The sequence below is a fragment of the Xanthomonas codiaei genome (genome assembly GCF_002939785.1).
Taxonomy (GTDB): Bacteria; Pseudomonadota; Gammaproteobacteria; order Xanthomonadales; family Xanthomonadaceae; genus Xanthomonas; species Xanthomonas codiaei.
Map to the genome: position 1 here is coordinate 106,368 of NZ_MDEC01000014.1, position 20,438 is coordinate 126,805.

Below are 20,438 nucleotides of genomic sequence, written 5' to 3' on the forward strand. Positions count from 1 at the left end.
GGACCTTGCGATGCTGCCCCTGGTCGCCCTGGTTGGACGGCCCAATGTCGGCAAGTCCACCATCTTCAATGCGCTGACGCGCACCCGTGACGCGCTGGTCCACGACCAGCCTGGCGTCACCCGCGACCGCAATTACGGTGTCTGCCGTCTCGACGAGCAGCAACCCTTCATCGTCGTCGATACCGGCGGTATCGCCGGCGAAGAAGAGGGCCTGGCCGGCGCCACCGCGCGTCAGGCGCGCGCCGCCGCCGGCGAAGCCGATCTGGTGTTGTTCGTGGTCGATGGCCGCGAAGGTGCGTCCTCGCTGGACGACGAGATCCTGGCCTGGTTGCGCAAACTGGCGCGCCCCACTGTGCTGGTGATCAACAAGATCGATGGCACCGACGAAGAAACCGTGCGCTCGGAATTCGCGCGCTACGGGTTCTCCGATGTGGTGGCGCTGTCTGCCGCGCATCGGCAGGGGATCGACGAGTTGCTCGACGAAGTCGGCGCGCGCCTGCCGGAAGAAGGATCGGGCGAGCTGCTGGACAACGACCCGGCGCGCGTGCGCATTGCCTTCGTAGGGCGGCCGAACGTGGGCAAGTCCACACTGGTCAACCGGTTGCTGGGCGAGGAGCGCATGATCGCCTCCGAAGTGCCGGGCACCACCCGCGATTCGATCGCGGTGGACCTGGAACGCGACAATCGCCAATACCGCCTGATCGATACCGCCGGCCTGCGCCGTCGCGGCAAGGTGGAAGAGGCGGTGGAGAAGTTCAGCGCGTTCAAGACGCTGCAGGCGATCGAGCAATGCCAGGTCGCGGTGCTGATGCTCGATGCCACCGAAGGCGTGACCGATCAGGACGCGACGATCCTCGGTGCGATCCTGGATGCCGGTCGTGCGCTGGTGGTGGCGATCAACAAGTGGGACGGCCAGAGCGACTACCAGCGGGCACAGGCCGAAGACCTGCTGTCGCGCAAGCTGGGCTTCGTGAACTGGGCCGAGGCGGTGCGGATCTCCGCGTTGCATGGCTCGGGCATGCGCGAGCTGTTCCAGGCCATCCATCGCGCGCACGCCTCGGCCACGCACGAATTCAGCACCAGCGAAGTGAACCAGGCGCTGGAAATCGCCTACGAGACCAATCCGCCGCCGAGCATCCGCGGCCACGTCTCCAAGCTGCGCTACGTGCATCCGGGCGGTGCGAACCCACCAACCTTCATCGTGCATGGCACGCGGCTGAAGGTGTTGCCGGAGTCGTACAAGCGCTATCTGGAAAACTTTTTCCGCAAGCGTTTCAAGCTGGTCGGCACGCCGGTGCGTTTCATTTTCCGCGAAGGTGCCAATCCGTACGAAGGCAAGAAGAACCCGCTGACCGACCGCCAGGTGGCGCGCAAGCGGCGCCTGATGCGGCACGTCAAGGGCAAGTAAGACCGTTACCACCTAGCGCATGCGTGGCGTGATGTCGACGACGCATGCAGCCGCGCCTGAGCCGCTGCGTGCCGTGCGCCAGACAGCAGGGCCTGCTGTTCCGCTTGGGCGATGGGCGCGGGCCTTTCGCGAGGCGCTGGTATCCTTCGCGGCATGAACGACTATCCCACCCGTATTGCCTACGCGCAGGCGCTGCAGATCCTGCATGCCGTAGCGGGCGCCAACCGTCCGCCGGACGAAACCATCGCCACCGCGCGTGCCGATGGGCGCATCTGTGCCGGCGATCTGATTGCCCCGCTGGCGCTGCCACCGTTCGCCAATAGTGCGATGGACGGCTTTGCGCTGCGCCACGTCGATCTGGTGGATGGGCAAACCCGCCTGCAATTAATCGGCGAGCAGTTTGCCGGCGAACGCTGGGACGGCACGCTGGGTCCAGGGCAATGCCTGCGCATCACTACCGGCGCGCCGCTGCCCGCCGGTGCCGACACCGTGGTGCCCAAGGAAGACACCGAAGAGCGCGATGGACTGGTGCTCATTCGTACTGCGCCTGGCGCGGGTGCCTCGGTGCGCCTGGCTGGCAGCGATGTGCGTGCCGGCGATCTGGTGATCCAGGCCGGGCAGGTGCTGACTCCGGCCCGCATCGGGCTGGCGGCGGCGCTCGGGGTCTCGCGGCTGGCGGTGGCGCCGCGGCCCACCATCGCGGTGCTGGCCACCGGCGACGAGCTGGTGGAGCCGGGCGTGCCGCTGGGCCCCGGACAGATCTACAACAGCAATCGCGACATGCTGATGGCGCAGCTGCGGGCGCTGGGCTATGCGCCCACCGCGTGGCCGACGTTGCCGGACGATCCGCAGCGCATCCGTACCATGCTGGAAGATGCAGCGGCGGCGTTCGATGTGGTGATTACCTGTGGCGGCGTGTCCGCGGGCGAAAAGGATTATCTGCCGCGGCTGATCGGCGAACTGGGCCAGATCCATTTCTGGCGCGTACGCATGCGCCCGGGCATGCCGGCGGTGCTGGGGCAGATCGGCCGCTGCGTGATATTGGGGCTGCCAGGCAATCCGGTCTCGGTGCTGGCGACGCTGATCGCCTATGGCGTGCCGTTGCTGGATGGCCTGCAGGGCCGCAGCGAGCCGCGGCCGCTGTGGAATGCCGCGTTGGCCAGTCCTTGGGAGAAGCGGCATGAACGGCTGGAGTTCCTGCGCGGGCGGCTGGAGTGCGGCGCCGATGGACGCCTGAGCGCGCTGCCGCATCGTGGCGATGCCTCGCATCTGCTGCGTGGCGCTGCCGAGAGCAACGCGCTGATCGTGCTGCCGGAGCAGGCGCGTCGTTTCGAAGCCGGCGAGATCGTACGGGTGATTCCTTACGCGCTGTAGGCGCGTGCGGATCGGTGTGACTCCATGCGGCGCCGATGTGCACGATCCGCGCAGCGACAACGCTGCGCCGGTCGGCAAACAGGTAGCACGGTGGTGGGTGTCAATCGACGGCGCTGCCGCAGAATGCGGCGTAATCCGGATACCCCGCAAACGGGGTGCCTGGCGCACAGACCGGGCATTGCAGATCGGGCGGCAGGCGGATTTCGCGAAACCGCATCGACAGCGCATCGAAGCTGAGCAGGCGCCCGGCCAGGCTGTCGCCAATGCCAAGCAGCAACTTCACCGCCTCGGTCGCCTGCAGCAGGCCGATCACACCGGGCAGTACGCCAAGCACGCCGGCCTCGGCGCAGCTGGGTGCGAATTCGGGCGGCGGCGGCTCGGGGAACAGGCAGCGGTAGCAGGGCGCATGGCCACGATTGCGGCCCGCATCGAACACGCTCACCTGGCCCTCGAACTGTTGCACGGCGCCGTAGATCAGCGGTTTGCCGAGTCTGACGCAGGCATCGTTGAGCAGATAGCGCGCGGGAAAGTTGTCGGCGCCATCGACCACAACGTCCACGTCCTGCAGCAAGGCCTCCACATTCTCGGCGGTGACCCGTGCCTGCACTGCATCGATGTGCACGCGCGGATTGAGCGCGGCAATGCGTCGTGCCGCCGAGTCGACCTTGGCGATGCCCACACTGTCTTCGGTATGCAGGATCTGGCGCTGCAGATTGCTGCGGTCGACCACATCGTCGTCGGCAAGACGCAAGTGTCCAACCCCCGCAGCCGCCAGATAGAACGCGGCCGGCGAGCCCAGGCCGCCGGCGCCGATCAGCAGCACGCGCGCACCTGCCAGTCGCTGCTGGCCGTCGAAGCCGACTTGCGGCAGCCGCAAGTGCCGCGAATAGCGTTCGAGAAAATCCTGCTCGTCCGCAGGCAGCGTCGGGCGCACTACCGGCAAGCCGGCGTTTTGCCACGCCGTGGTACCGCCCAGCACCGATCTCACCTGGGTGAACCCGCGCGCACGCAAGGTCGCGGCCGTCTGTGCAGAACGCTTGCCGCTCTGGCAGATCAGGACGATCTCGCGCGCCCGTTCGGGCAGGTAGTGGCTGGGCTCAGCTTCCAGGTCTCCTTGTGCGATGGCCGCGGCGCCCTCGGCCTGGCCGCTGGCGCGCTCGTGCAGTTGCCGGATATCGATCAGCAAGGCGCCCTGCAGGGCACGCGCGCGCGCATCGGCTGGGGAGATGTCGTGGCTGCTCATGGCGCTATTGTCGCGCAACGCCGGTGCGCAATGTGCAGCGCTCGCTGTACCTGCGCCAGCCGCGCAGTTCGACCCTGTTTGCGGCTGCAGACGGCTGACGGCGACATCGGAGGGAATCCGCACTGCATCGCTTATGCGTGCCGAGCATCGCGCGTGACCGGCACAAGCGAGCCAGATGCCCGCTGCTCGAGGAAGTTGGCCACGCAAGGACACCGGCGCGGCGCGACCGCAGTCACGATGCCTTGCTCGATGGCGCTGCGGTGCCGGGCAGCTGTGGGCACAACTGCGCGACGCAACCAATCAGCTACGCATTACAGCGGCTCAGTTCGCTATCGCGACTAAGAGCGGCTAGCAAAACGTAGCGAGCGGTCGTCAGGTGGGTGTGGACGGCGCGGAGGAACCGCAGTGGACGCGTGGTACATGCCGCACCGGGCGCCGACCGCGCCCGCCGGGTGGCCCCGCAGTCGTTTTGCTAGCTGCTCTTAGCCAGCCATGCAGGCAGCTGGGTGCTCCAACACCTGGCCGGCCGAGGTGCCCGGCCGTTTGTGATGCGGCGCGTGCTGGCTGCACCACGCGTTGGCGTGAGGCTCACCGGCGCGGCAGTAGGGTGGCCATGTCCGTACCCGATCCACGTTCGCACACTGGTTCCGTGCCTGGATACCGTGGTGTGGGCAACTTCCCAGCGGCGCGCAGCCCGGCCTGATGCCCAACGCTGCGTGCCCTGGCCGTTTGAATGTGAGAGGAAATCCGCATGGCTCCCGACATCGATGCGCAACTGAAAGAGCTGGCAGAACAATTGCCCCAGATCCGCAAGCAACACCCGGATGATTTCTGGGATGTGTTCCATGCACGTGCTGAGACAATCAGCGGCGCTGCCGATTCGCCGGAACAGGCCGCGCAGATCGCAAGACGAATCGAAGAACTCCTTGCCGCCCATCAGCTGGGGCCTGCCGACCCTGGAGCGTGATGTCGGCGGCGCAGGCGCCCGGTGTTGAGTGGCGCGCCGATGGACCGCCATGTTCTCCTGCTGCGCAGTCGGTAATCGCTCGTTGACTCGGCAAGCGACGTCTCGCGACAGCGGTGGCCCGCAGGCGCAGGCACCTGCGGAAGCTTGCGACACGGCTCCGGCGCGTCTGAGCCTGTATGTCATTTATCCGCACCATGCGGCTGTATCCCGTTGACCCACACCTCGCAGGGACGCCATGGCACCGATCACGCGCAAGATCGCCACCTTCAACGTCAACGGTATCGCCAGCCGTCTGCCGCATCTGCTGCAATGGCTCGAGCGCGAACAGCCGGACATCGTTGGATTGCAGGAACTGAAAGCCGCCCAGGAGGTATTTCCGGAGCGGGCGATACGTGACGCCGGCTATGGCGTGATCTGGCAGGGGCAGCGGTCCTGGAACGGCGTAGCGTTGTTGGCACGCGATGCAGAACCGGTGGAGATCCGACGCGGCTTGCCGTGGGACCCTGGCGATACGCAAAGCCGCTATCTGGAAGCGGCGATCCACGGCGTGGTGGTGGCCTGCCTGTATCTGCCCAATGGCAACCCGCAGCCGGGGCCGAAATTCGATTACAAGCTGGCCTGGTTCCAGCGATTGATCCGTCATGCCAGAACGTTGGTGGAGTTGCCGCATCCGGTTGCCTTGATCGGCGATTTCAACGTGGTGCCGACCGATGCGGATATCTACGATCCCAAGGGATGGCGCAAGGACGCCTTGCTGCAGCCGGAGAGCCGCAAGGCCTACGCGACGCTGCTGGCGCAGGGCTGGACCGACAGCCTGTTGGCAGTGCACGGCGCTGCGGCGCCTTACACATTCTGGGACTATTTCCGCCAGCACTTTGCGCGCGACCGCGGCCTGCGGATCGACCATCTGCTGCTCAATGACGCACTGGCCTCCGGCCTGCAGGATGCGGGTGTGGATAAATGGGTGCGCGCTCTAGAAAAGGCCAGCGATCATGCACCGACCTGGATCCGCGTGCGCCTGCCGGAGGCAGCAGTGCAGGCGGACGCCGCAGTCGAAGCGGCTGCGGGTACTCGCAAGCGGGTGGTCGCCAAGAAAACGGCAATGCGCAAGTCGCGCACTCCGACACCGGCAAAGCGTGCATCGCAGCGTCCGGCCAAGAACACCACTACTAGTCAGGCGCCAAGCAAAAGCGTGGCAAAAACCCCAACACCGACCAAGGTGGCGAAGCCGCGTAAAGTCGCGACGAAAAAGCGTGCGAGTCGCCAGCAGCAGACCAGTGACCATTAAGGCGTGAGGGCAACCGCCGGATGCGTGCAGTCTGGGCAAGCGCGTACAGGGGGCTGTGTGTGCACGCGCTACACGCCGCGTCTGCCGTTTCTGCCTGCAGGGTCGCAACCTTGAGTGGCATTCGGCAGTCGTGTCGGCAAGGCATCGCCGGCACGCGTGGCTGTCGGCTGCGGCGCCCGATGATGAACATCGCTCGCCTGGGCAAGGCGCCGGTCGATGCGCGGCCTGCGGTCGCGTAAGCAGTCGCCGCGGCAAATTCGCTTCAGCGCTGCGGCTATACCGGTCACGGGGCGGGCCGGTATCCTAGCCAGGTCATCCATCGGTCGGCAGTGTCGTTCATGATCAGCTACGCCGAAGCACTCGCCATCGTGCATCAGCAGGTTGCCACGCTCGCCAGCGAATGGGTGCACAGCGCCGATGCCGAAGGCAGGGTGCTTGCGCGGGCACTGTCGAGCCCGGCGGAGCTGCCGCCCTTCGATAACAGTGCGATGGACGGTTTTGCGATCGCCACATGCGGACTTGGTGCGATGGCCGGAAGCGAGCACCTGGTTGCCGATACCTTGGCCGCCGGAGCAGATCCACTTGCCGCCGCCGAGGGCGGGGTGTGGGAAATCATGACCGGTGCCGGCGTGCCTGCAGGTGCCGACACGGTGGTGCCGATCGAACAGGTGCACGTGCTCGAACACGATGGCGCGCGCCCCATCCGGTTTCGCCTGCGCGCAGATGTACGGGCGGGGCAGCATATTCGTCGCCGCGGCGAGGATGTGCGCCTGGGCGACGTGGTGATCGAGGCGGGCACCGTGCTGCGTGGCGCGCACCTGATGCTGTTGGCCGGGTTGGGCTGCGCGCAGATCCAGGTCGTGCGGCGCCCGCGCGTGGCTCTGATCGCGACCGGGCGCGAATTGATCGGCGACTGCTCACAGCCGTTGCAGTACGGCCAGATCCGCGATGGCACCAGCAGCTACCTACGCAGTCAGTTGCATGCGGCAGGTGCACAGCTGGTGTGGCAAGGGCAGGTGGGCGATGACGATGCGGCCTTCGATGCGGCGCTTGCACAGGCACGCAGTGCCGGTGCCGATGTGATTCTGAGTACCGGTGCCGTTTCGCGCGGGCGTTACGACTTCGTGCCCGACGCGCTGGCGCGGCATGCCGCGAGCGTGCTGTTTCACAAGGTTGCGGTGCGACCGGGCAAACCGGTGCTGCTGGCGCGGTTTCCCGACGGGGTGTTGTATATGGGCCTGCCGGGCAATCCGATGGCCAGTGCCGCCGGGCTGCGGTTCTTCGTCGAGCCGGCCTTGCGCGGCTTGTTGGGCATGCCTGCCGAGTGCGGCATGCGCGTGGCTCTGGAGACGCCGATGCAGGCACGGCCGACCTGGCGCCAGCATCTGCGCGCACGACTGCAGTGCACCGCAACGGGACTGCTGCGCGTGCAGATCCTGCCGCAGCAGGAATCCTTCCGCGTCGCCCCGTTGTTGCAGGCCAATGTGTGGGCGGTGCTGGAGCCGCAGGAGGACACCGCGGCAGCGAGCACCCAGGTGGCCGTGTTCGGGCTGGGGCATCTGCAGCCGGCGGCACCCTCGGTGCTGCCGTGAGCCGGCGCGAACACGTCGCGGCGAGGCCAGGCGCTGCATGAGCACGGCATCGGCATGGACCGGTGTGGTGCTGGCCGGTGGCCGCTCCTCGCGGATGGGGCAGGACAAGGCCTTGCTGCGCTGGCACAGGAAGCCGTTGATTGCGCATATGCAGGCCCTGCTGCACGCAGCGGGCGCGCAGGACGTGCTGGTCAGCGGCGATCGCCCCGAGTACGCCGGCATCGCGGACAGGCAGCCCGACCTGGGGCCGCTTGGCGGGCTGGCAAGCGTGATCGATCGTGTCGCCGATGGAACCACGGTGGTGGTGGTGCCGGTGGATATGCCGTTGCTATCCACGCCGCTGCTGGCGCGGTTGCTGGCGCCGGTACGACAGCGCTGCGTGAGCTTCGAAGCGCAGATGCTGCCGATGCGCCTATGCGTGGACACCACCGTGCGGGACGCGTTGGCGGTCCTGATGGCTGGCGCCGCGTCGTCACGCTCGCTGCGTAGCCTGCAGCAGTCGTTGCATTGCCATCGCGTGGCTGTCACCGCCAGCGAACGCGCCGCGTTCGTCAATTGCAATACGCCCGAGCAGTGGAGTCAGCTCATCCATGAAAATCCAGATTGAAGGCCAGCATGTGCGGTTTCGCATCGACGAGGACGAGCTGGCAACGCTGCTGGCCGGGCAGAGCGTCGATAATCTGAGCCGGCTGCCCAGTGGCCAGGGCGCGCGTCTGGTACGCCACAGCGTGAGCCTTACCGGTGGTCACGCGGCCTGCAACTGCGCCACCGATCACTGGCAATTGCTGGTGCCGCGCGACGCGCTGGAAGAACACGCGCGCCGGCTGCCCAGCCGCGACGGCCTGCAGTTCAGCTTCGACGCGGGCGCCGGGCATGCGGAGCACATGGCGCTGCAGGTGACCTTCGATATCGATGTGCGCGACAGTGCGCGCAAGCGACTGCCGAAGGAATGACCTGTTGGGCTCGGTGCTTCGCTGCGTTGCACGCTGCCTGCCATTGATCCTTGCATGCCAGCTGCAGACTGCTTTCTGCTGCGTCCTGAAAGGCGCGCCGTGCTCCGTAGTCGTGGCCACCTGAGCGATCACGCGGCAGGTCGCTTGCGCCGTTCCTGGTAGATGCCCGGCACGCGCTCGCAGACCAGCCCCTGTGCGCGTAACGCAGATTCGATCGGTGCGGCGGCAGCGTCGTCGTAGCCGGTGCCGCTGCGCAACGCGACCACGTGCAGCCCGTCGCCGGCCAGTTCCAGCAGCAGGGACAGCTGCGCTTCGGCAACGTGCGGCATGCTGCGACGGGAGGCGTCGCGGCGCGCCAGTTCGAGCACTGCATCGGGAATGTCATCGCCGGCCACCAACACGTCGGCCAGGTTCATCGCACGCAGCGCCTTCAAGGTGAGCAGGCCCGGATCGCCCGGGCCGGTGCCCACCAGCTGCACGCTGCCACGCGCCGGCACGGCGCCGGCGTCGTCCAGTGCCGCAGTGAATGCGGCTTCGGCTGCTGCCTCGTCGCCGGACTGCAGCAGCAGAGGCACCTGGCCGTCGATGACACGATCGAACCAGCGCCGGCGCTGGTTCATGTCCGGGAACTGGCTGCGGATGCGCTCGCGATGCTGCGCAAACAGGCCGGCGAAGCGGCCTACCGATGCATCCAGCTCCCGTTCCAGCCGCTCGCGCAGGCGCCGTGCCAGCATCGGGGCGGCGCCCGCCGAGGAAATGGCGATCACCAGCGGGTCACGGTCCACGATCGCCGGTACCTGGTAGGTGGACAGCTCGGCATCGTCCACCACGTTGACCAGGCGCTGACGCGCCCCGGCGGCAGCGGCAACGCGTTGATTCAAGGCGGTGTCGTCGGTGGCCGCGACCACCAGCCACACCGTGTCGATCCAGGCCGGATCGAAGTCGCCCCCCAGTTGCTCGAAGCGACCGGCCTGCATCAGGGCCGCCAGCTCGGGCGAGAGCGCATGCGCGTACAGGCGGATCCGTGCGCCGGCCTTGAGCAGCGCCAGCACCTTGCGCGTGGCGACCTCGCCGCCACCGATCACCAGCACGGCACGCCCCTGCAGATTGGCGAACAACGGAAACAACGGCATCGGCCCACTCTCCAAAAGATGACTCGCACCAACGGCATGTTGCATGGCACCATCGGGTCACGTCCACACGCCTCGCCGCCGCCAATGCGTGTTTTGCTGGTCAACGATACCGAAAAGCCGATCGGGCAATTGCGCCAGGCGCTCACGCGTGCCGGCTACACGGTGCTCGACGACGTGGCCTCGGTGGGTGCGCTGCTGCATGCGGTGCAGAGCCAGCAGCCGGATGTGGTGGTGATCGATGTGGATTCGCCCTCGCGCGACACCCTGGAGCAGTTGTCGATGCTGCACACGCATGCGCCGCGACCGGTGGTGATGTTTTCCGGCGATGGCGACGATGCCTTGATCCACGCTGCAGTGGGTGCGGGTGTCACCGCCTACGTGGTCGATGGCCTGGCGCCGGCGCGGTTGGCGCCGATCGTGCAGGTGGCGCTGGCGCGGTTCGCGCACGAAAGCAGCATGCGCAAGCGCCTGGACGACGTGCAGCAGGCCTTGCGAGACCGCAAACAGATCGATCGCGCCAAGGGCCTGTTGATGGAGAAACGCGGCCTCAGCGAGGCCGATGCCTATGCCGCGCTGCGCCAGCAGGCGATGAAGCAGGGCGTCAAGCTGGCCGAAGTGGCGCGTCGCATCGTGGCCATGGCCGAATTGCTGGGATGAACCGATGAGCCAAGCCGACCTTCCCGTACTGCGTGTGGCCTACATGCCGCTGATCGATTGCGCGCCGCTGGTGGCTGCGCAGCGGCTGGGGCTGGACCACGCGCATGGCCTGCACCTGGAGTTGCAACGGCAGGCCTCCTGGGCAGGCGTGCGCGATCGGCTGCTGGCGGGCGAGGTGGAGGCTGCCCACGCGCTGGCCAGCCTGGTCTACGCCATCGACCTGGGCATTGCCGGGCCGCAATGCGCGATGGCCTTGCTGATGACGCTCAACCACAATGGTCAGGCGATCACCCTGGCGCCAACCTTGGCGCAGGCGCTGGCCGACGGGCAGGCGCTGCCGCAGGCACTGGCCGGCCTGGGACGACGCGCGATGTTCGCGCAGACCTTTCCCACCGGCACGCATGCTTTGTGGCTGTACTACTGGCTGGCCGCAGGCGGGGTGGATCCGATGCGTGATGTCGATGTGCTCAGCATTCCGCCACCGCAGATGCCCGACGCACTGGGCAGCGGGCTGGTGGATGGCTATTGCTCCGGCGAGCCGTGGGCAGCGGTGGCGCAGGCGCAAGGTGTGGGGGCACGGGTGATCCGCAGCGGCGAGCTGTGGCCCGGCCATCCGGAGAAGGTTCTGGCGTGCCGGCGCGAATTCGCCGCCCTGCAGCCGGACCTGACGCAGCAACTGACGGCCTGTGTGCTGGAGGCCTGCCGCTGGCTGGATGCTGGGCCCAACCACCGCGCGCAGTGTGCGCAGTGGCTGGCCGAACCGCAGCATATCGGGGTGTCGGCAGCGCATTTGGCGGCGTGCCTGGATGCCGACGCCGATGCGCCCAGTATCGATGCGACGTCACTGGCCTTTCATCGCGATGGTGCGGTGAACATGCCGTGGCTGTCCGATGGCGAATGGTTCCTGAGCCAGTTCCAGCGCTGGGGATGGCATGCCATCCAGGACGAGGATATCGCGCGGTTACGCGATATCCATCGTCTGGACAACTACCGCAGTGCCGCCGCGCGCATTGGCGTGGCCGTGCCGGAAGGCGATGACCGCCGCAATCGCTTGTTCGATACACCCAGCGACGACTGAAAACTCGCGCGGTAGTAAAGCGCTGGAGTGGGTGTCAAGGCGGAGCGAATGCACTGCGACTCTGCGGCAGGGCCTTGCCCGCCCACCGTCGCGGGACACGCTGCCAGTACGTCTCTGTAGCTCCGTGGCGGCATCCATGCCGCCACGGGTCCCGCGACGGTGAGGCGCCGCGCGCTCGACCAGACTTGAAGATAGCCAAGTGATCGCGAGACGCACGATGCAGTTGTCGCTACCTGATTGCTCAATACTGGCAGATCAGGCGGAGAGCGGATCATCTGCTTCTTTGCTGCAGGGCCCTTGCCCGCCCACCATCGCGGGACACGCTGCAAGTACATCCATGTAAGCTCCGTGGCGGCATCCATGCCGCCAAGGGTCCCGCGACGGTGGGCGGGCAAGGACCAGTGGAGATGGTCGCTGTGCATGGCTCTCAACCAGCTCTTGGCAAGCTGGCGATGCGGTGGCCTTTGCTCTTCGACAAAACCAACAGCCAACTGTCTGGCGTGGTGTCCTCGCCGATTGCGGGACCGTGTGGCGGCATGGATGCCGCCACCGAGCCCCCATGGACGGGTTCACGGCGTGTCCCGCGAGCGGTGAGGGCACCGCGCCCTCGACCAAACGTGAAGCCCGCCAAGCGCTCGCGATCAGCACGACGCAGGCGTCGCTACCTGGCACCTCGCTGCCGGCCGGCCACCGCACGGTCTTGGTGCATTACTGCACGAAAGCCGGGCATAGGGCGATGCAAGCGGTACTGCGGTGCCGCTGGGAAAGCCTCGGGCCTCCCACGCAAAGCGACTATTTTTCAATCACTTGTGATGTCGTGACGCCACGGTGAATAAGTTGGCACGGTGATTGCGTAGCAGTCACGTGCGGGTGCAACGGCGTGCCTGCAACAACATGTACACGGTGCAGCGGTTCAACGGCGATCCGCACGCATCCAGGACAACGGCGTCCTTCCGGTCTACCGGAGGGGCGCCGCTTTTTTTTTGACCATCGCATTCCAAGAGGTCTCTATGCAGCGCTCGTTCTGGCGATCCGGGCACACGCCCACCTTGTTCGCTTCCTTCCTGTATTTCGACCTGAGTTTCATGGTGTGGTATCTGCTCGGTCCGTTGCAGGTGCCGATCGCGCAATCGCTGGGCCTGGACACGCAGCAACGCGCCCTGATGGTGGCGGTGCCGATCCTGTGCGGGGCCGTGTTGCGCCTGGTGCTGGGCATGTTCGCCGATCGCATCGGCGCCAAGCGCGCCGGCATGGTGGCGCAGCTGGCGGTGATCGCTGCGCTGTTCGGCGCCTGGCAGCTGGGCGTGCACAGCATGGGGCAGGTGCTGTTGCTGGGTGTGCTGCTCGGCATTGCCGGTGCATCGTTTGCGGTGGCGTTGCCGCTGGCATCGCGCTGGTATCCGCCCGAGCATCAGGGCACGGCGATGGGCATCGCCGGTGCTGGCAATTCCGGCACGGTGCTGGCGGCGTTGTTCGCCCCGATGCTGGCGGCCGCCTTCGGTTACCAGAACGTGTTCGGACTGGCATGCATTCCGTTGGCGCTGACGCTGATCGTGTTTGCGTCGATTGCCAAGGAGGCACCAACGCCGGTCGCGCGCAAGCAGTGGTCCGACTACGGCCGCGTGCTAGTGGGCAACCGCGATGCGTGGCGTTTCATGTTGTTCTACGCGATCACCTTCGGTGGTTTTTCTGGCTTTGCCAGCGCCTTGCCGGGCTACTTCCACGACCAGTTCGATTTCGACGCACGCACCGCGGGCTGGGCCACTGCGGCCTGCGTGCTGGCCGGCTCGGTGATGCGCCCGTTGGGTGGCGTGATCGCCGACCGCGTAGGCGGCACGCGCGCCTTGCTGGCGGTGTATCTGCTGGTTGCCACGCTGGTGGGCATTGCCGGGTTCGGTGCCGGAGGCGCCACCATCACGCTGGCGCTGTTCGTGTTGACGTTGCTATGCCTGGGCGCCGGCAATGGTGCGGTGTTCCAGCTGGTGCCGCAGCGCTTCGGCCAGGACATCGGGGTGATGACCGGCTTGATCGGCATGGCCGGCGGCATCGGTGGCTTTGCGCTTGCGGCCGGGTTGGGCGTGCTCAAGCAGCACACCGGCAGCTATGCGTTGGGCATGTGGCTGTTCGCTGCCTTCGCGCTAGGCGGCTGGGGCCTGCTGGCAGGCGTCAAGACCCAATGGCGCAGCGAGTGGTCCACCGCCAGCGCGGCGCGCGTCTGACATGTCGACAGGAATCCAGGCAATGAAGCAACCCAGACTCGTCGTCATCGGCAATGGCATGGCCGGCATCCGCACCGTGGAGGAGCTGCTCAAGCTGATGCCGGGCATGTACCACATCACCGTGTTCGGCGCCGAGCCGCATCCCAATTACAACCGCATCCTGCTCTCGCCGGTGCTGGCCGGCGAGCAGGAGTTCGACGATATCGTGCTCAATCCGCTGGATTGGTACCGCGACAATGGGATCCATCTGCATCTGAACAAGGAGGTGACGCGCATCGACCGCGTGCGCCGCCGGGTGATCGCCGCCGACGGCACCGAAGCCGAGTACGACCGGCTGCTGATCGCCACCGGTTCGGTACCGTTCGTGCTGCCGATTCCCGGCAACGATTTGAAAGGTGTCATCGGGTATCGCGATATCCAGGACACCCGCACCATGATCGATACCGCGGCCAGCAAGCAGCATGCGGTGGTGATCGGCGGCGGGCTGCTCGGCCTGGAAGCGGCCAATGGGCTGAAGCTGCGTGGCATGGACGTCACTGTGGTGCACCTGGCCGGTTGGTTGCTGGAACGCCAGCTCGACCCGGTGGCCGGCAACCTGCTGCAGCAGGCACTGCGCGCGCGCGGGCTGGAATTCCGCCTGAATACCGCCACCAGCGCGCTGCTCGGCAACGCCCAGGGCGAGGTGGTGGGGGCGAAGTTCGCCGATGGCAGCGAAATCCCGGCCGACCTGGTGGTGATGGCCGCCGGCATCCGCCCCAATACCCGTCTGGCCGAAGAAGCCGGTATCCATTGCTCGCGCGGCATCGTGGTCAACGACAGCCTGCAGAGCTTCGATCCTCGCGTGTATGCAGTGGGCGAGTGCGCAAACCATCGTGGTATCGCCTACGGCCTGGTGGCGCCGCTGTTCGAGCAGGCCAAGGTCTGCGCGAACCATCTGGCGCAATTCGGTATCGGCATCTATCGCGGTTCGGTGGCTTCGACCAAGCTCAAGGTCACCGGCATCGATCTGTTTTCCGCGGGCGATTTCATGGGTGGAGATGGCTGCGAGGAAATCGTGCTGTCCGACCCGGCCGGCGGCGTTTACAAGAAGCTGGTGATCCGCGACGACGTGCTGGTGGGGGCCTGCCTGTATGGCGACACCAGCGACGGCGGCTGGTACTTCAAGTTGCTCAAGGACGGCACGCCGATCCAGGCGCAGCGCGATCAGCTGATCTTCGGCGAAAGCGCCCTGGGCGATGCCGGTACCGGCGGCCAGGACCGCGCCAGCGTCATGGCCGACAGCGACGAGGTCTGCGGCTGCAACGGCGTGTGCAAGGGCACGATCGTCAAGGCGATCAGCGAGCAGGGCTTGTTCACCGTCGACGAGGTGAAGAAGCACACCAAGGCAGCCAGTTCCTGCGGTTCGTGTACCGGTCTGGTGGAACAGATCCTGATGAACTGCCTGGGCTCCAACTTCCAGGAAACTCCCAAGACCAAGGCCGTGTGCGCCTGCACCGACCTGAGCCACGGCGAGGTGCGCCGCGCCATTCGCGAGCACAAGCTGCTCACCCATGCGCAGGCCTATGCCTTCATGGAATGGCGCACGCCCAACGGTTGCGCCACCTGCCGGCCGGCGATCAACTACTACATGCTCTCGACCTGGCCGCACGAGGCCATCGACGACCCGCAATCACGCTTCATCAACGAACGTGCGCATGCCAACATCCAGAAGGACGGCACCTTCTCGGTGATTCCGCAGATGAAGGGTGGGGTGACCAATGCCGGCGAACTGCGCCGCATCGCCGATGTCGCCGACAAGTACGCGGTGCCGATGGTCAAGGTCACCGGCGGCCAGCGCATCGATCTGCTCGGGGTCAAGAAGGAAGACCTGGTGGATGTGTGGCGCGACCTGGGCATGCCGTCGGGCCATGCCTATGGCAAGTCCATCCGCACGGTGAAGACCTGCGTGGGCAGCGAATTCTGCCGCTTCGGCACCCAGAACAGCACCCAGATGGGCATCGACCTGGAGACCATGCTGGCCAATATGTGGAGCCCGCACAAGGTGAAGCTGGCGGTGTCCGGCTGCCCGCGCAACTGCGCCGAATCCGGCATCAAGGACGTGGGCATCATCGCGGTGGATTCGGGCTGGGAGCTGCATATCGGCGGCAACGGCGGCATCAAGACCGAGGTGGCGCGCTTCCTGGTCAAGGTCAGCACGCCCGAGGAGGTGCGCGAGTACACCGGCGCCTTCCTGCAGCTGTACCGCGAGCAGGCCTACTACCTGGACCGCACCGTGCACTACATCGCACGCGTGGGCCTGGACTACATCCGCGCGCAGGTGGTGGAGGACGCGGCAAACCGGCGAGCGCTGTACGAGCGCCTGCTGTTTTCGCTCGAAGGCCTGGTCGACCCATGGAAGGCGCGCATCGCCGGCGAGCGTCGCCAGGAGTATCAACCGCTGCGCATCGCAGCACCTGCGGCAACGGTGGAGGAATGAGCATGCCCGATCACGCGTGGGTGCATGTGTGCGCCTTGCAGGAGTTGCCGACGCTGGGTGCGCGCGTGCTGGAGGTCGATGGCCTGCCGCCGATCGCCATCTTCCGGACCGCCAGCGATCAGGTCTTTGCGCTGCGCGATCGCTGCCCGCACAAGGGTGGTCCCTTGTCGCAGGGCATCGTGGCCGGCGATACGGTCACCTGCCCATTGCATGGCTGGGCGATCGGCCTGCAGAGCGGGCAGGCCTGCGCGCCGGACGTGGGCTGCGCGCCCCGGTATCCGGTGAAGGTGGATGCCGGCGCGGTATGGATCGTGTTGCAGCCGGTGCCCGAGCCGCAGGCCGTTGCCGAGCCGGCCGCATGAGCGAGGGCCTGACGCCGCCGGCATCGCAGACCGCTGCGCAGGGAGCAGCGGCATCGCCGATGCACCGCATCACGCGCTCGACCTGTTGCTACTGCGGTGTCGGCTGCGGCGTGTTGATTCACAGCCAGCACGACGATGCCGGCGAGCGCATCGTGGGCATCGAAGGCGACCCGCAGCATCCGGCCAATCACGGTCGCCTGTGCAGCAAGGGTCTGGCGCTGCCGCAGACCACCGCCAGCACGCAGGGGCGCGTGCTTGCCCCCGAACTGCGGCGGCATCGGCAGGCGCCGCGCGCGCCGGTGAGCTGGGATCAGGCCCTGCAGCATGTCACCAGCAAACTGGCGGCCATCGTCCAGGAGCATGGTCCGGACGCGGTGGCGTTCTATCTGTCCGGGCAACTGCTCACCGAGGACTACTACGTCTTCAACAAGCTGGCCAAGGGCCTGCTCGGCACCAACAACATCGACACCAACTCGCGGCTGTGCATGTCCAGCGCGGTCACCGGCTACAAGCTGGCGCTGGGCGCCGATGGCCCGCCCACCTGCTATGAGGACCTGGACCTGGCGCAGACGGTGCTGTTTGCCGGCAGCAATATGGCCTACGCGCACCCGGTGCTGTTTCGCCGGTTGGAAGACGCGCGCGCGCGCAACCCGGAGATCCGCTGGATCGTGATCGATCCGCGCCGCACCGATACCGCGGCCATGGCCGACCTGCACCTGGCGATCGAACCCGGGACCGACGTCGCACTGTTCAACGGCATGCTGCATCACCTGATCTGGGAGGGTCTGGTGGATGCGCGTTTCGTTGCGGCGCACACCGAGGACTTCGACGCCCTCAAGCGGATGCTGCGCGAGTACACCCCGCGCATGAGCGCCGAGATCTGCGGGATCTCGCACGAGGACCTGGTGCAGGCGGCCGAGTGGTTCGGGCGCAGCCCGGCGGCGCTGTCGCTGTATTGCATGGGCTTGAACCAGTCCGCGCACGGCACCGACAAGAACCTGGCGTTGATCAACCTGCATCTGGCCACCGGGCAGATCGGCAAGCCCGGTGCAGGTCCGTTTTCGTTGACCGGCCAGCCCAACGCGATGGGTGGGCGCGAGGTCGGTGGCATGGCGACGATGCTGGCCGCGCACCGCGAGATCGGCAACGCCACGCATCGTGCGGAGGTGGAAGCGCTGTGGGGCGTGCCGGCCGCGCGCATCAGTGCTACGCCAGGCACGCCGGCCGTGGAGTTGTTCGAGCGCCTGCGTGCCGGCACGCTGAAGGCGGTGTGGATCGTGTGCACCAATCCCGTGCATTCGATGCCGGAAGTGGCCGGCATTCGCGCAGCGCTGGAGCAGGCCGAGCTGGTGATCGTGCAGGATGCGTTTTCCGGCACCGACACCGTGCCGTACGCCGACGTGCTGCTGCCTGCCGCCAGCTGGGGCGAGAAGGACGGCACCGTGACCAACTCCGAGCGCCGCATCACCCGCGTGCGCAAGGCGGTGGAGCCGCCGGGCCAGGCGCGTGCGGATTGGTGGATTGCCAATGAGGTGGCACGCCGGCTGCAGGCGAAGCTGCAACCCGGCGCCGCGGCCGGGCTGTTCGCCTTCGACACCACTGCGCAGGTGTTCGACGAACACCGCGCATTGACGGTGGGCCGCGACCTGGATATCGGTGGCCTGGATTACGCAGTGCTGGACAACGGTCCGCAGCAATGGCCGTTTCCCGCCGGCAGCACGCAGGGGCAGGCGCGGCGTTACACCGATGGCGTCTTCGCCACCGACAACGGGCGCGCTCGCTTCCATGCCACCGCTTATCGCAAGGTGGCCGAGGCGACGTCTGCGCGCTTTCCGATGCGGCTGCTGACCGGCCGCCTGCGCGATCAATGGCATGGCATGTCGCGCACCGGGCGGGTGGCGGCCGCGTTCGCGCACAGCCCAGAACCGGCCTTGCGCATGCATCCCGACGATGCGGCGCGACGCGGACTGGTGGCCGGCGAACTGGTGCAGGTGGCCAGCAAGCGTGGCGCGCTGGTGCTGCCGCTGGAACTGTCTGACGAGCTGCGCTCGGGCACCGTGTTCGCAGCGATGCACTGGAGCGGGCAGACGCTTTCCAGCGGCGGCATCAACGAAGTGAGTACGCCGGCAGTGGATGCGCGCTCGCAGCAGCCCGAGCTCAAGCACGCGGCGGTGCGGGTGGAAAAAGCCGTGTTCGGCTGGCATCTGCTGGCGGCACGGCGCGGCGATGCGCTGGCGCTGCAGCAGGCGCTGCAGCCGTTACTGCGCGAGTGCGGCTATGCCAGCCTGCGGCTGCATGCCGAACCGCTGCCCGAGTCGGCCGGGGAGTGGGCGGTGTTGCACGCCGCCTGCGAGCGAGCGCCGGACGCAGCGTGGATCGATCGGCTGGTCGCCGCGCTGCAGTTGCCGGCTGGCGCCGATGTTCTGGAGTATCGAGACCTGCGCCGCGGGCTGATGCGCCGCGTCGGCTGGCGAATGCAGAACGGGCTCAGTCATATCGACGGACTGTTGCTCACTGCCGCGCAACCCAGCCAAGCCAATCAGGCGCTACTGACCACCGCATTGGCGGGTAAGCCCTGGCGCGGCGCGCGGCTGGCGGTGTTCGCGCAGACGCCTGCGGCGCCCAGCGATCCGATTGTCTGCACCTGCATGAACGTCGCGGCATCGGCGATCCATGCGGCCATCGACGATGGCGCCGATGTGGCGCAGCTCAAACAACGCCTGGGCTGCGGCACCGTCTGTGGCTCCTGCGTTCCGCAACTGACCCGGCTCTGCCTCCAACCGCGGCTGGCCTGATGCACCTCCTCCCTCCACACACTGCGAGATCTTCCATGTCAGTCACACCTTCCTGCGCGCGTGATGTGGTGTTGCTGTCTGCCGGCCCCGGCGATCTGGAACTGCTGACCATCAAGGCGGTCAAGGCGCTGGCAGCGGCCCAGGTGCTGCTGCTCGACGATCTGGCCAACCCCGACATCGTCGAGCTGGCGCCGCAGGCGCGCGTGATCCGGGTCGGCAAGCGCGGCGGTTGCCGCTCCACGCCACAGGAGTTCATCTGCCGGCTGATGCGTCGCTATGCGTTGCAGGGCCTGCGCGTGGTGCGCGTCAAGGGCGGCGATGCCTTGTTGTTCGGGCGGGCCGGCGAAGAGATCGATTTCCTGCGCCGCGCCGGCGTAGGCGTGCAGGTGATCAACGGGGTCAGCGCCGCGTTCGCCGCCGCCGCCTCGCTGGAAGTGTCGCTGACCCATCGCGATCATTGCCACGGCATCACCTTCGTCACTGCGCATACGCACGACCACGGCGAGCCGAACTGGGGCGCGCTGGCCGCCAGCGGCACCACGCTGGGCATCTACATGGGCCTGCGGCGCGCCGATGCGCTGGCGACGGCGCTGCTGGCGCATCTGCCAGCCAGTACGCCGGCAGCCATCGTGCAGGCGGCCACACGTCCCGAGCAACAACGCCGCCTCACCACGCTGGGCGAGCTGGGCGCCACTGCAGCGACCTTGCTGCCGGGCCTGCCGACCCTGCTGCTGGTGGGCGATGCGCTCACACACGCGTCGGCCGCTTGCGACGATCGCCTTGCTCCGGTTCTGGAACAGGCAGTGGGCTAGGTGTGTAAACCCACCACGTTGTTCAGTGGAATGTGGATGCGGGAGATGGGGGGGCGTTTTCCGAGACTGGCATGGGGCCGA

General features: G+C 67.0%; 16 protein-coding genes and 1 other RNA gene. 14 read left to right on the plus strand and 3 right to left on the minus strand.

Annotated elements, in window-relative coordinates:
* The first annotated feature begins 10 nt into the window (after nucleotides 1–10).
* A complete protein-coding gene (der, locus tag XcodCFBP4690_RS11910) occupies nucleotides 11–1,408 on the plus strand; it encodes a ribosome biogenesis GTPase Der (RefSeq protein ID WP_104541134.1) in 1,398 nt (465 codons plus the stop codon).
* 153 nt (nucleotides 1,409–1,561) lie between these two features.
* Nucleotides 1,562–2,782: a molybdopterin molybdotransferase MoeA gene (locus tag XcodCFBP4690_RS11915; RefSeq protein ID WP_104541135.1), complete on the plus strand. Its 1,221-nt coding sequence runs from the start codon at nucleotides 1,562–1,564 to the stop codon at nucleotides 2,780–2,782.
* 100 nt (nucleotides 2,783–2,882) lie between these two features.
* On the opposite strand, the gene moeB is transcribed toward XcodCFBP4690_RS11915, so the two are convergent.
* Together moeB and XcodCFBP4690_RS11925 are read right to left on the minus strand one after the other, a co-directional pair.
* Nucleotides 2,883–4,025, minus strand: coding sequence for a molybdopterin-synthase adenylyltransferase MoeB (gene moeB, locus XcodCFBP4690_RS11920; protein WP_104541136.1), 1,143 nt, complete (start codon nucleotides 4,023–4,025; stop codon nucleotides 2,883–2,885).
* Nucleotides 4,026–4,371: 346 nt separating this feature from the next.
* Nucleotides 4,372–4,447, minus strand: a non-coding RNA gene (locus tag XcodCFBP4690_RS11925) — sX9 sRNA.
* Nucleotides 4,448–4,776: 329 nt separating this feature from the next.
* On the opposite strand from XcodCFBP4690_RS11925, the gene XcodCFBP4690_RS11930 reads away from it, so the two are divergent.
* The 5 genes from XcodCFBP4690_RS11930 (at nucleotide 4,777) to XcodCFBP4690_RS11950 (ending at nucleotide 8,825) form a co-directional block, all read left to right on the plus strand.
* A complete protein-coding gene (locus XcodCFBP4690_RS11930) occupies nucleotides 4,777–4,992 on the plus strand; it encodes a hypothetical protein (RefSeq protein ID WP_104541137.1) in 216 nt (71 codons plus the stop codon).
* Between the two features lie 235 nt (nucleotides 4,993–5,227).
* Nucleotides 5,228–6,280: an exodeoxyribonuclease III gene (xth, locus tag XcodCFBP4690_RS11935; protein WP_104541138.1), complete on the plus strand. Its 1,053-nt coding sequence runs from the start codon at nucleotides 5,228–5,230 to the stop codon at nucleotides 6,278–6,280.
* 338 nt (nucleotides 6,281–6,618) lie between these two features.
* Entirely contained in the window at nucleotides 6,619–7,872 is a 1,254-nt protein-coding gene (locus XcodCFBP4690_RS11940; RefSeq protein WP_104541153.1) for a molybdopterin molybdotransferase MoeA, read from the plus strand.
* 37 nt (nucleotides 7,873–7,909) lie between these two features.
* Nucleotides 7,910–8,479: a molybdenum cofactor guanylyltransferase gene (locus XcodCFBP4690_RS11945; RefSeq protein ID WP_104541139.1), complete on the plus strand. Its 570-nt coding sequence runs from the start codon at nucleotides 7,910–7,912 to the stop codon at nucleotides 8,477–8,479.
* Nucleotides 8,463–8,825: a hypothetical protein gene (locus XcodCFBP4690_RS11950; protein ID WP_104541140.1), complete on the plus strand. Its 363-nt coding sequence runs from the start codon at nucleotides 8,463–8,465 to the stop codon at nucleotides 8,823–8,825. The genes XcodCFBP4690_RS11945 and XcodCFBP4690_RS11950 overlap by 17 nt, the downstream gene beginning before the upstream one ends.
* A 128-nt stretch (nucleotides 8,826–8,953) precedes the next feature.
* Here the strand turns inward: XcodCFBP4690_RS11950 and XcodCFBP4690_RS11955 are convergent, their stop codons facing one another.
* Nucleotides 8,954–9,958, minus strand: coding sequence for an NAD(P)-dependent oxidoreductase (locus tag XcodCFBP4690_RS11955; protein ID WP_104541141.1), 1,005 nt, complete (start codon nucleotides 9,956–9,958; stop codon nucleotides 8,954–8,956).
* A gap of 84 nt (nucleotides 9,959–10,042) precedes the next feature.
* Between XcodCFBP4690_RS11955 and XcodCFBP4690_RS11960 the strand changes: the two genes are divergently transcribed.
* The 7 genes from XcodCFBP4690_RS11960 to cobA all read left to right on the plus strand — a co-directional run bounded on the left by XcodCFBP4690_RS11960 (nucleotide 10,043) and on the right by cobA (nucleotide 20,357).
* Nucleotides 10,043–10,615 carry an ANTAR domain-containing response regulator gene (locus XcodCFBP4690_RS11960; protein ID WP_104541142.1) on the plus strand — a complete coding sequence of 191 codons (573 nt, stop codon included), beginning with the start codon at nucleotides 10,043–10,045 and terminating at the stop codon, nucleotides 10,613–10,615.
* Between the two features lie 4 nt (nucleotides 10,616–10,619).
* A complete protein-coding gene (locus tag XcodCFBP4690_RS11965) occupies nucleotides 10,620–11,693 on the plus strand; it encodes a CmpA/NrtA family ABC transporter substrate-binding protein (RefSeq protein ID WP_104541143.1) in 1,074 nt (357 codons plus the stop codon).
* 1,049 nt (nucleotides 11,694–12,742) lie between these two features.
* Nucleotides 12,743–13,912 (plus strand): nitrate/nitrite transporter, encoded by a 1,170-nt coding sequence (locus tag XcodCFBP4690_RS11975; protein WP_208622732.1) that lies wholly within the window; start codon nucleotides 12,743–12,745, stop codon nucleotides 13,910–13,912.
* A 58-nt stretch (nucleotides 13,913–13,970) separates the two neighbouring features.
* Nucleotides 13,971–16,388, plus strand: a complete 2,418-nt coding sequence (nirB, locus tag XcodCFBP4690_RS11980; protein ID WP_244183633.1) for a nitrite reductase large subunit NirB — start codon at nucleotides 13,971–13,973, stop codon at nucleotides 16,386–16,388.
* On the plus strand, nucleotides 16,385–16,750 hold the full coding sequence (gene nirD, locus XcodCFBP4690_RS11985; RefSeq protein ID WP_167394585.1) for a nitrite reductase small subunit NirD: 366 nt from the start codon (nucleotides 16,385–16,387) through the stop codon (nucleotides 16,748–16,750). Before nirB ends, nirD begins: the two co-directional genes overlap by 4 nt.
* Nucleotides 16,751–16,809: 59 nt before the next feature.
* Nucleotides 16,810–19,545: a nitrate reductase gene (locus XcodCFBP4690_RS11990; RefSeq protein ID WP_104541155.1), complete on the plus strand. Its 2,736-nt coding sequence runs from the start codon at nucleotides 16,810–16,812 to the stop codon at nucleotides 19,543–19,545.
* A 65-nt stretch (nucleotides 19,546–19,610) separates the two neighbouring features.
* Nucleotides 19,611–20,357, plus strand: coding sequence for a uroporphyrinogen-III C-methyltransferase (gene cobA / locus XcodCFBP4690_RS11995; RefSeq protein WP_208622733.1), 747 nt, complete (start codon nucleotides 19,611–19,613; stop codon nucleotides 20,355–20,357).
* The last annotated feature ends 81 nt before the right edge of the window (nucleotides 20,358–20,438 follow it).

Coding starts and splice junctions, on each gene's coding strand:
- XcodCFBP4690_RS11945 (WP_104541139.1), top strand. CDS start 7,910: ATGAGCACGGCATCGGCATGGACCGGTGTGGTGCTGGCCGGTGGCCGC.
- XcodCFBP4690_RS11940 (WP_104541153.1), top strand. CDS start 6,619: ATGATCAGCTACGCCGAAGCACTCGCCATCGTGCATCAGCAGGTTGCC.
- XcodCFBP4690_RS11930 (WP_104541137.1), top strand. CDS start 4,777: ATGGCTCCCGACATCGATGCGCAACTGAAAGAGCTGGCAGAACAATTG.
- XcodCFBP4690_RS11965 (WP_104541143.1), top strand. CDS start 10,620: ATGAGCCAAGCCGACCTTCCCGTACTGCGTGTGGCCTACATGCCGCTG.
- nirB (WP_244183633.1), top strand. CDS start 13,971: ATGGCCGGCATCCGCACCGTGGAGGAGCTGCTCAAGCTGATGCCGGGC.
- XcodCFBP4690_RS11960 (WP_104541142.1), top strand. CDS start 10,043: ATGCGTGTTTTGCTGGTCAACGATACCGAAAAGCCGATCGGGCAATTG.
- moeB (WP_104541136.1), bottom strand. CDS start 4,025: ATGAGCAGCCACGACATCTCCCCAGCCGATGCGCGCGCGCGTGCCCTG.
- xth (WP_104541138.1), top strand. CDS start 5,228: ATGGCACCGATCACGCGCAAGATCGCCACCTTCAACGTCAACGGTATC.
- XcodCFBP4690_RS11955 (WP_104541141.1), bottom strand. CDS start 9,958: ATGCCGTTGTTTCCGTTGTTCGCCAATCTGCAGGGGCGTGCCGTGCTG.
- nirD (WP_167394585.1), top strand. CDS start 16,385: ATGAGCATGCCCGATCACGCGTGGGTGCATGTGTGCGCCTTGCAGGAG.
- XcodCFBP4690_RS11990 (WP_104541155.1), top strand. CDS start 16,810: ATGCACCGCATCACGCGCTCGACCTGTTGCTACTGCGGTGTCGGCTGC.
- der (WP_104541134.1), top strand. CDS start 11: ATGCTGCCCCTGGTCGCCCTGGTTGGACGGCCCAATGTCGGCAAGTCC.
- XcodCFBP4690_RS11915 (WP_104541135.1), top strand. CDS start 1,562: ATGAACGACTATCCCACCCGTATTGCCTACGCGCAGGCGCTGCAGATC.
- XcodCFBP4690_RS11950 (WP_104541140.1), top strand. CDS start 8,463: ATGAAAATCCAGATTGAAGGCCAGCATGTGCGGTTTCGCATCGACGAG.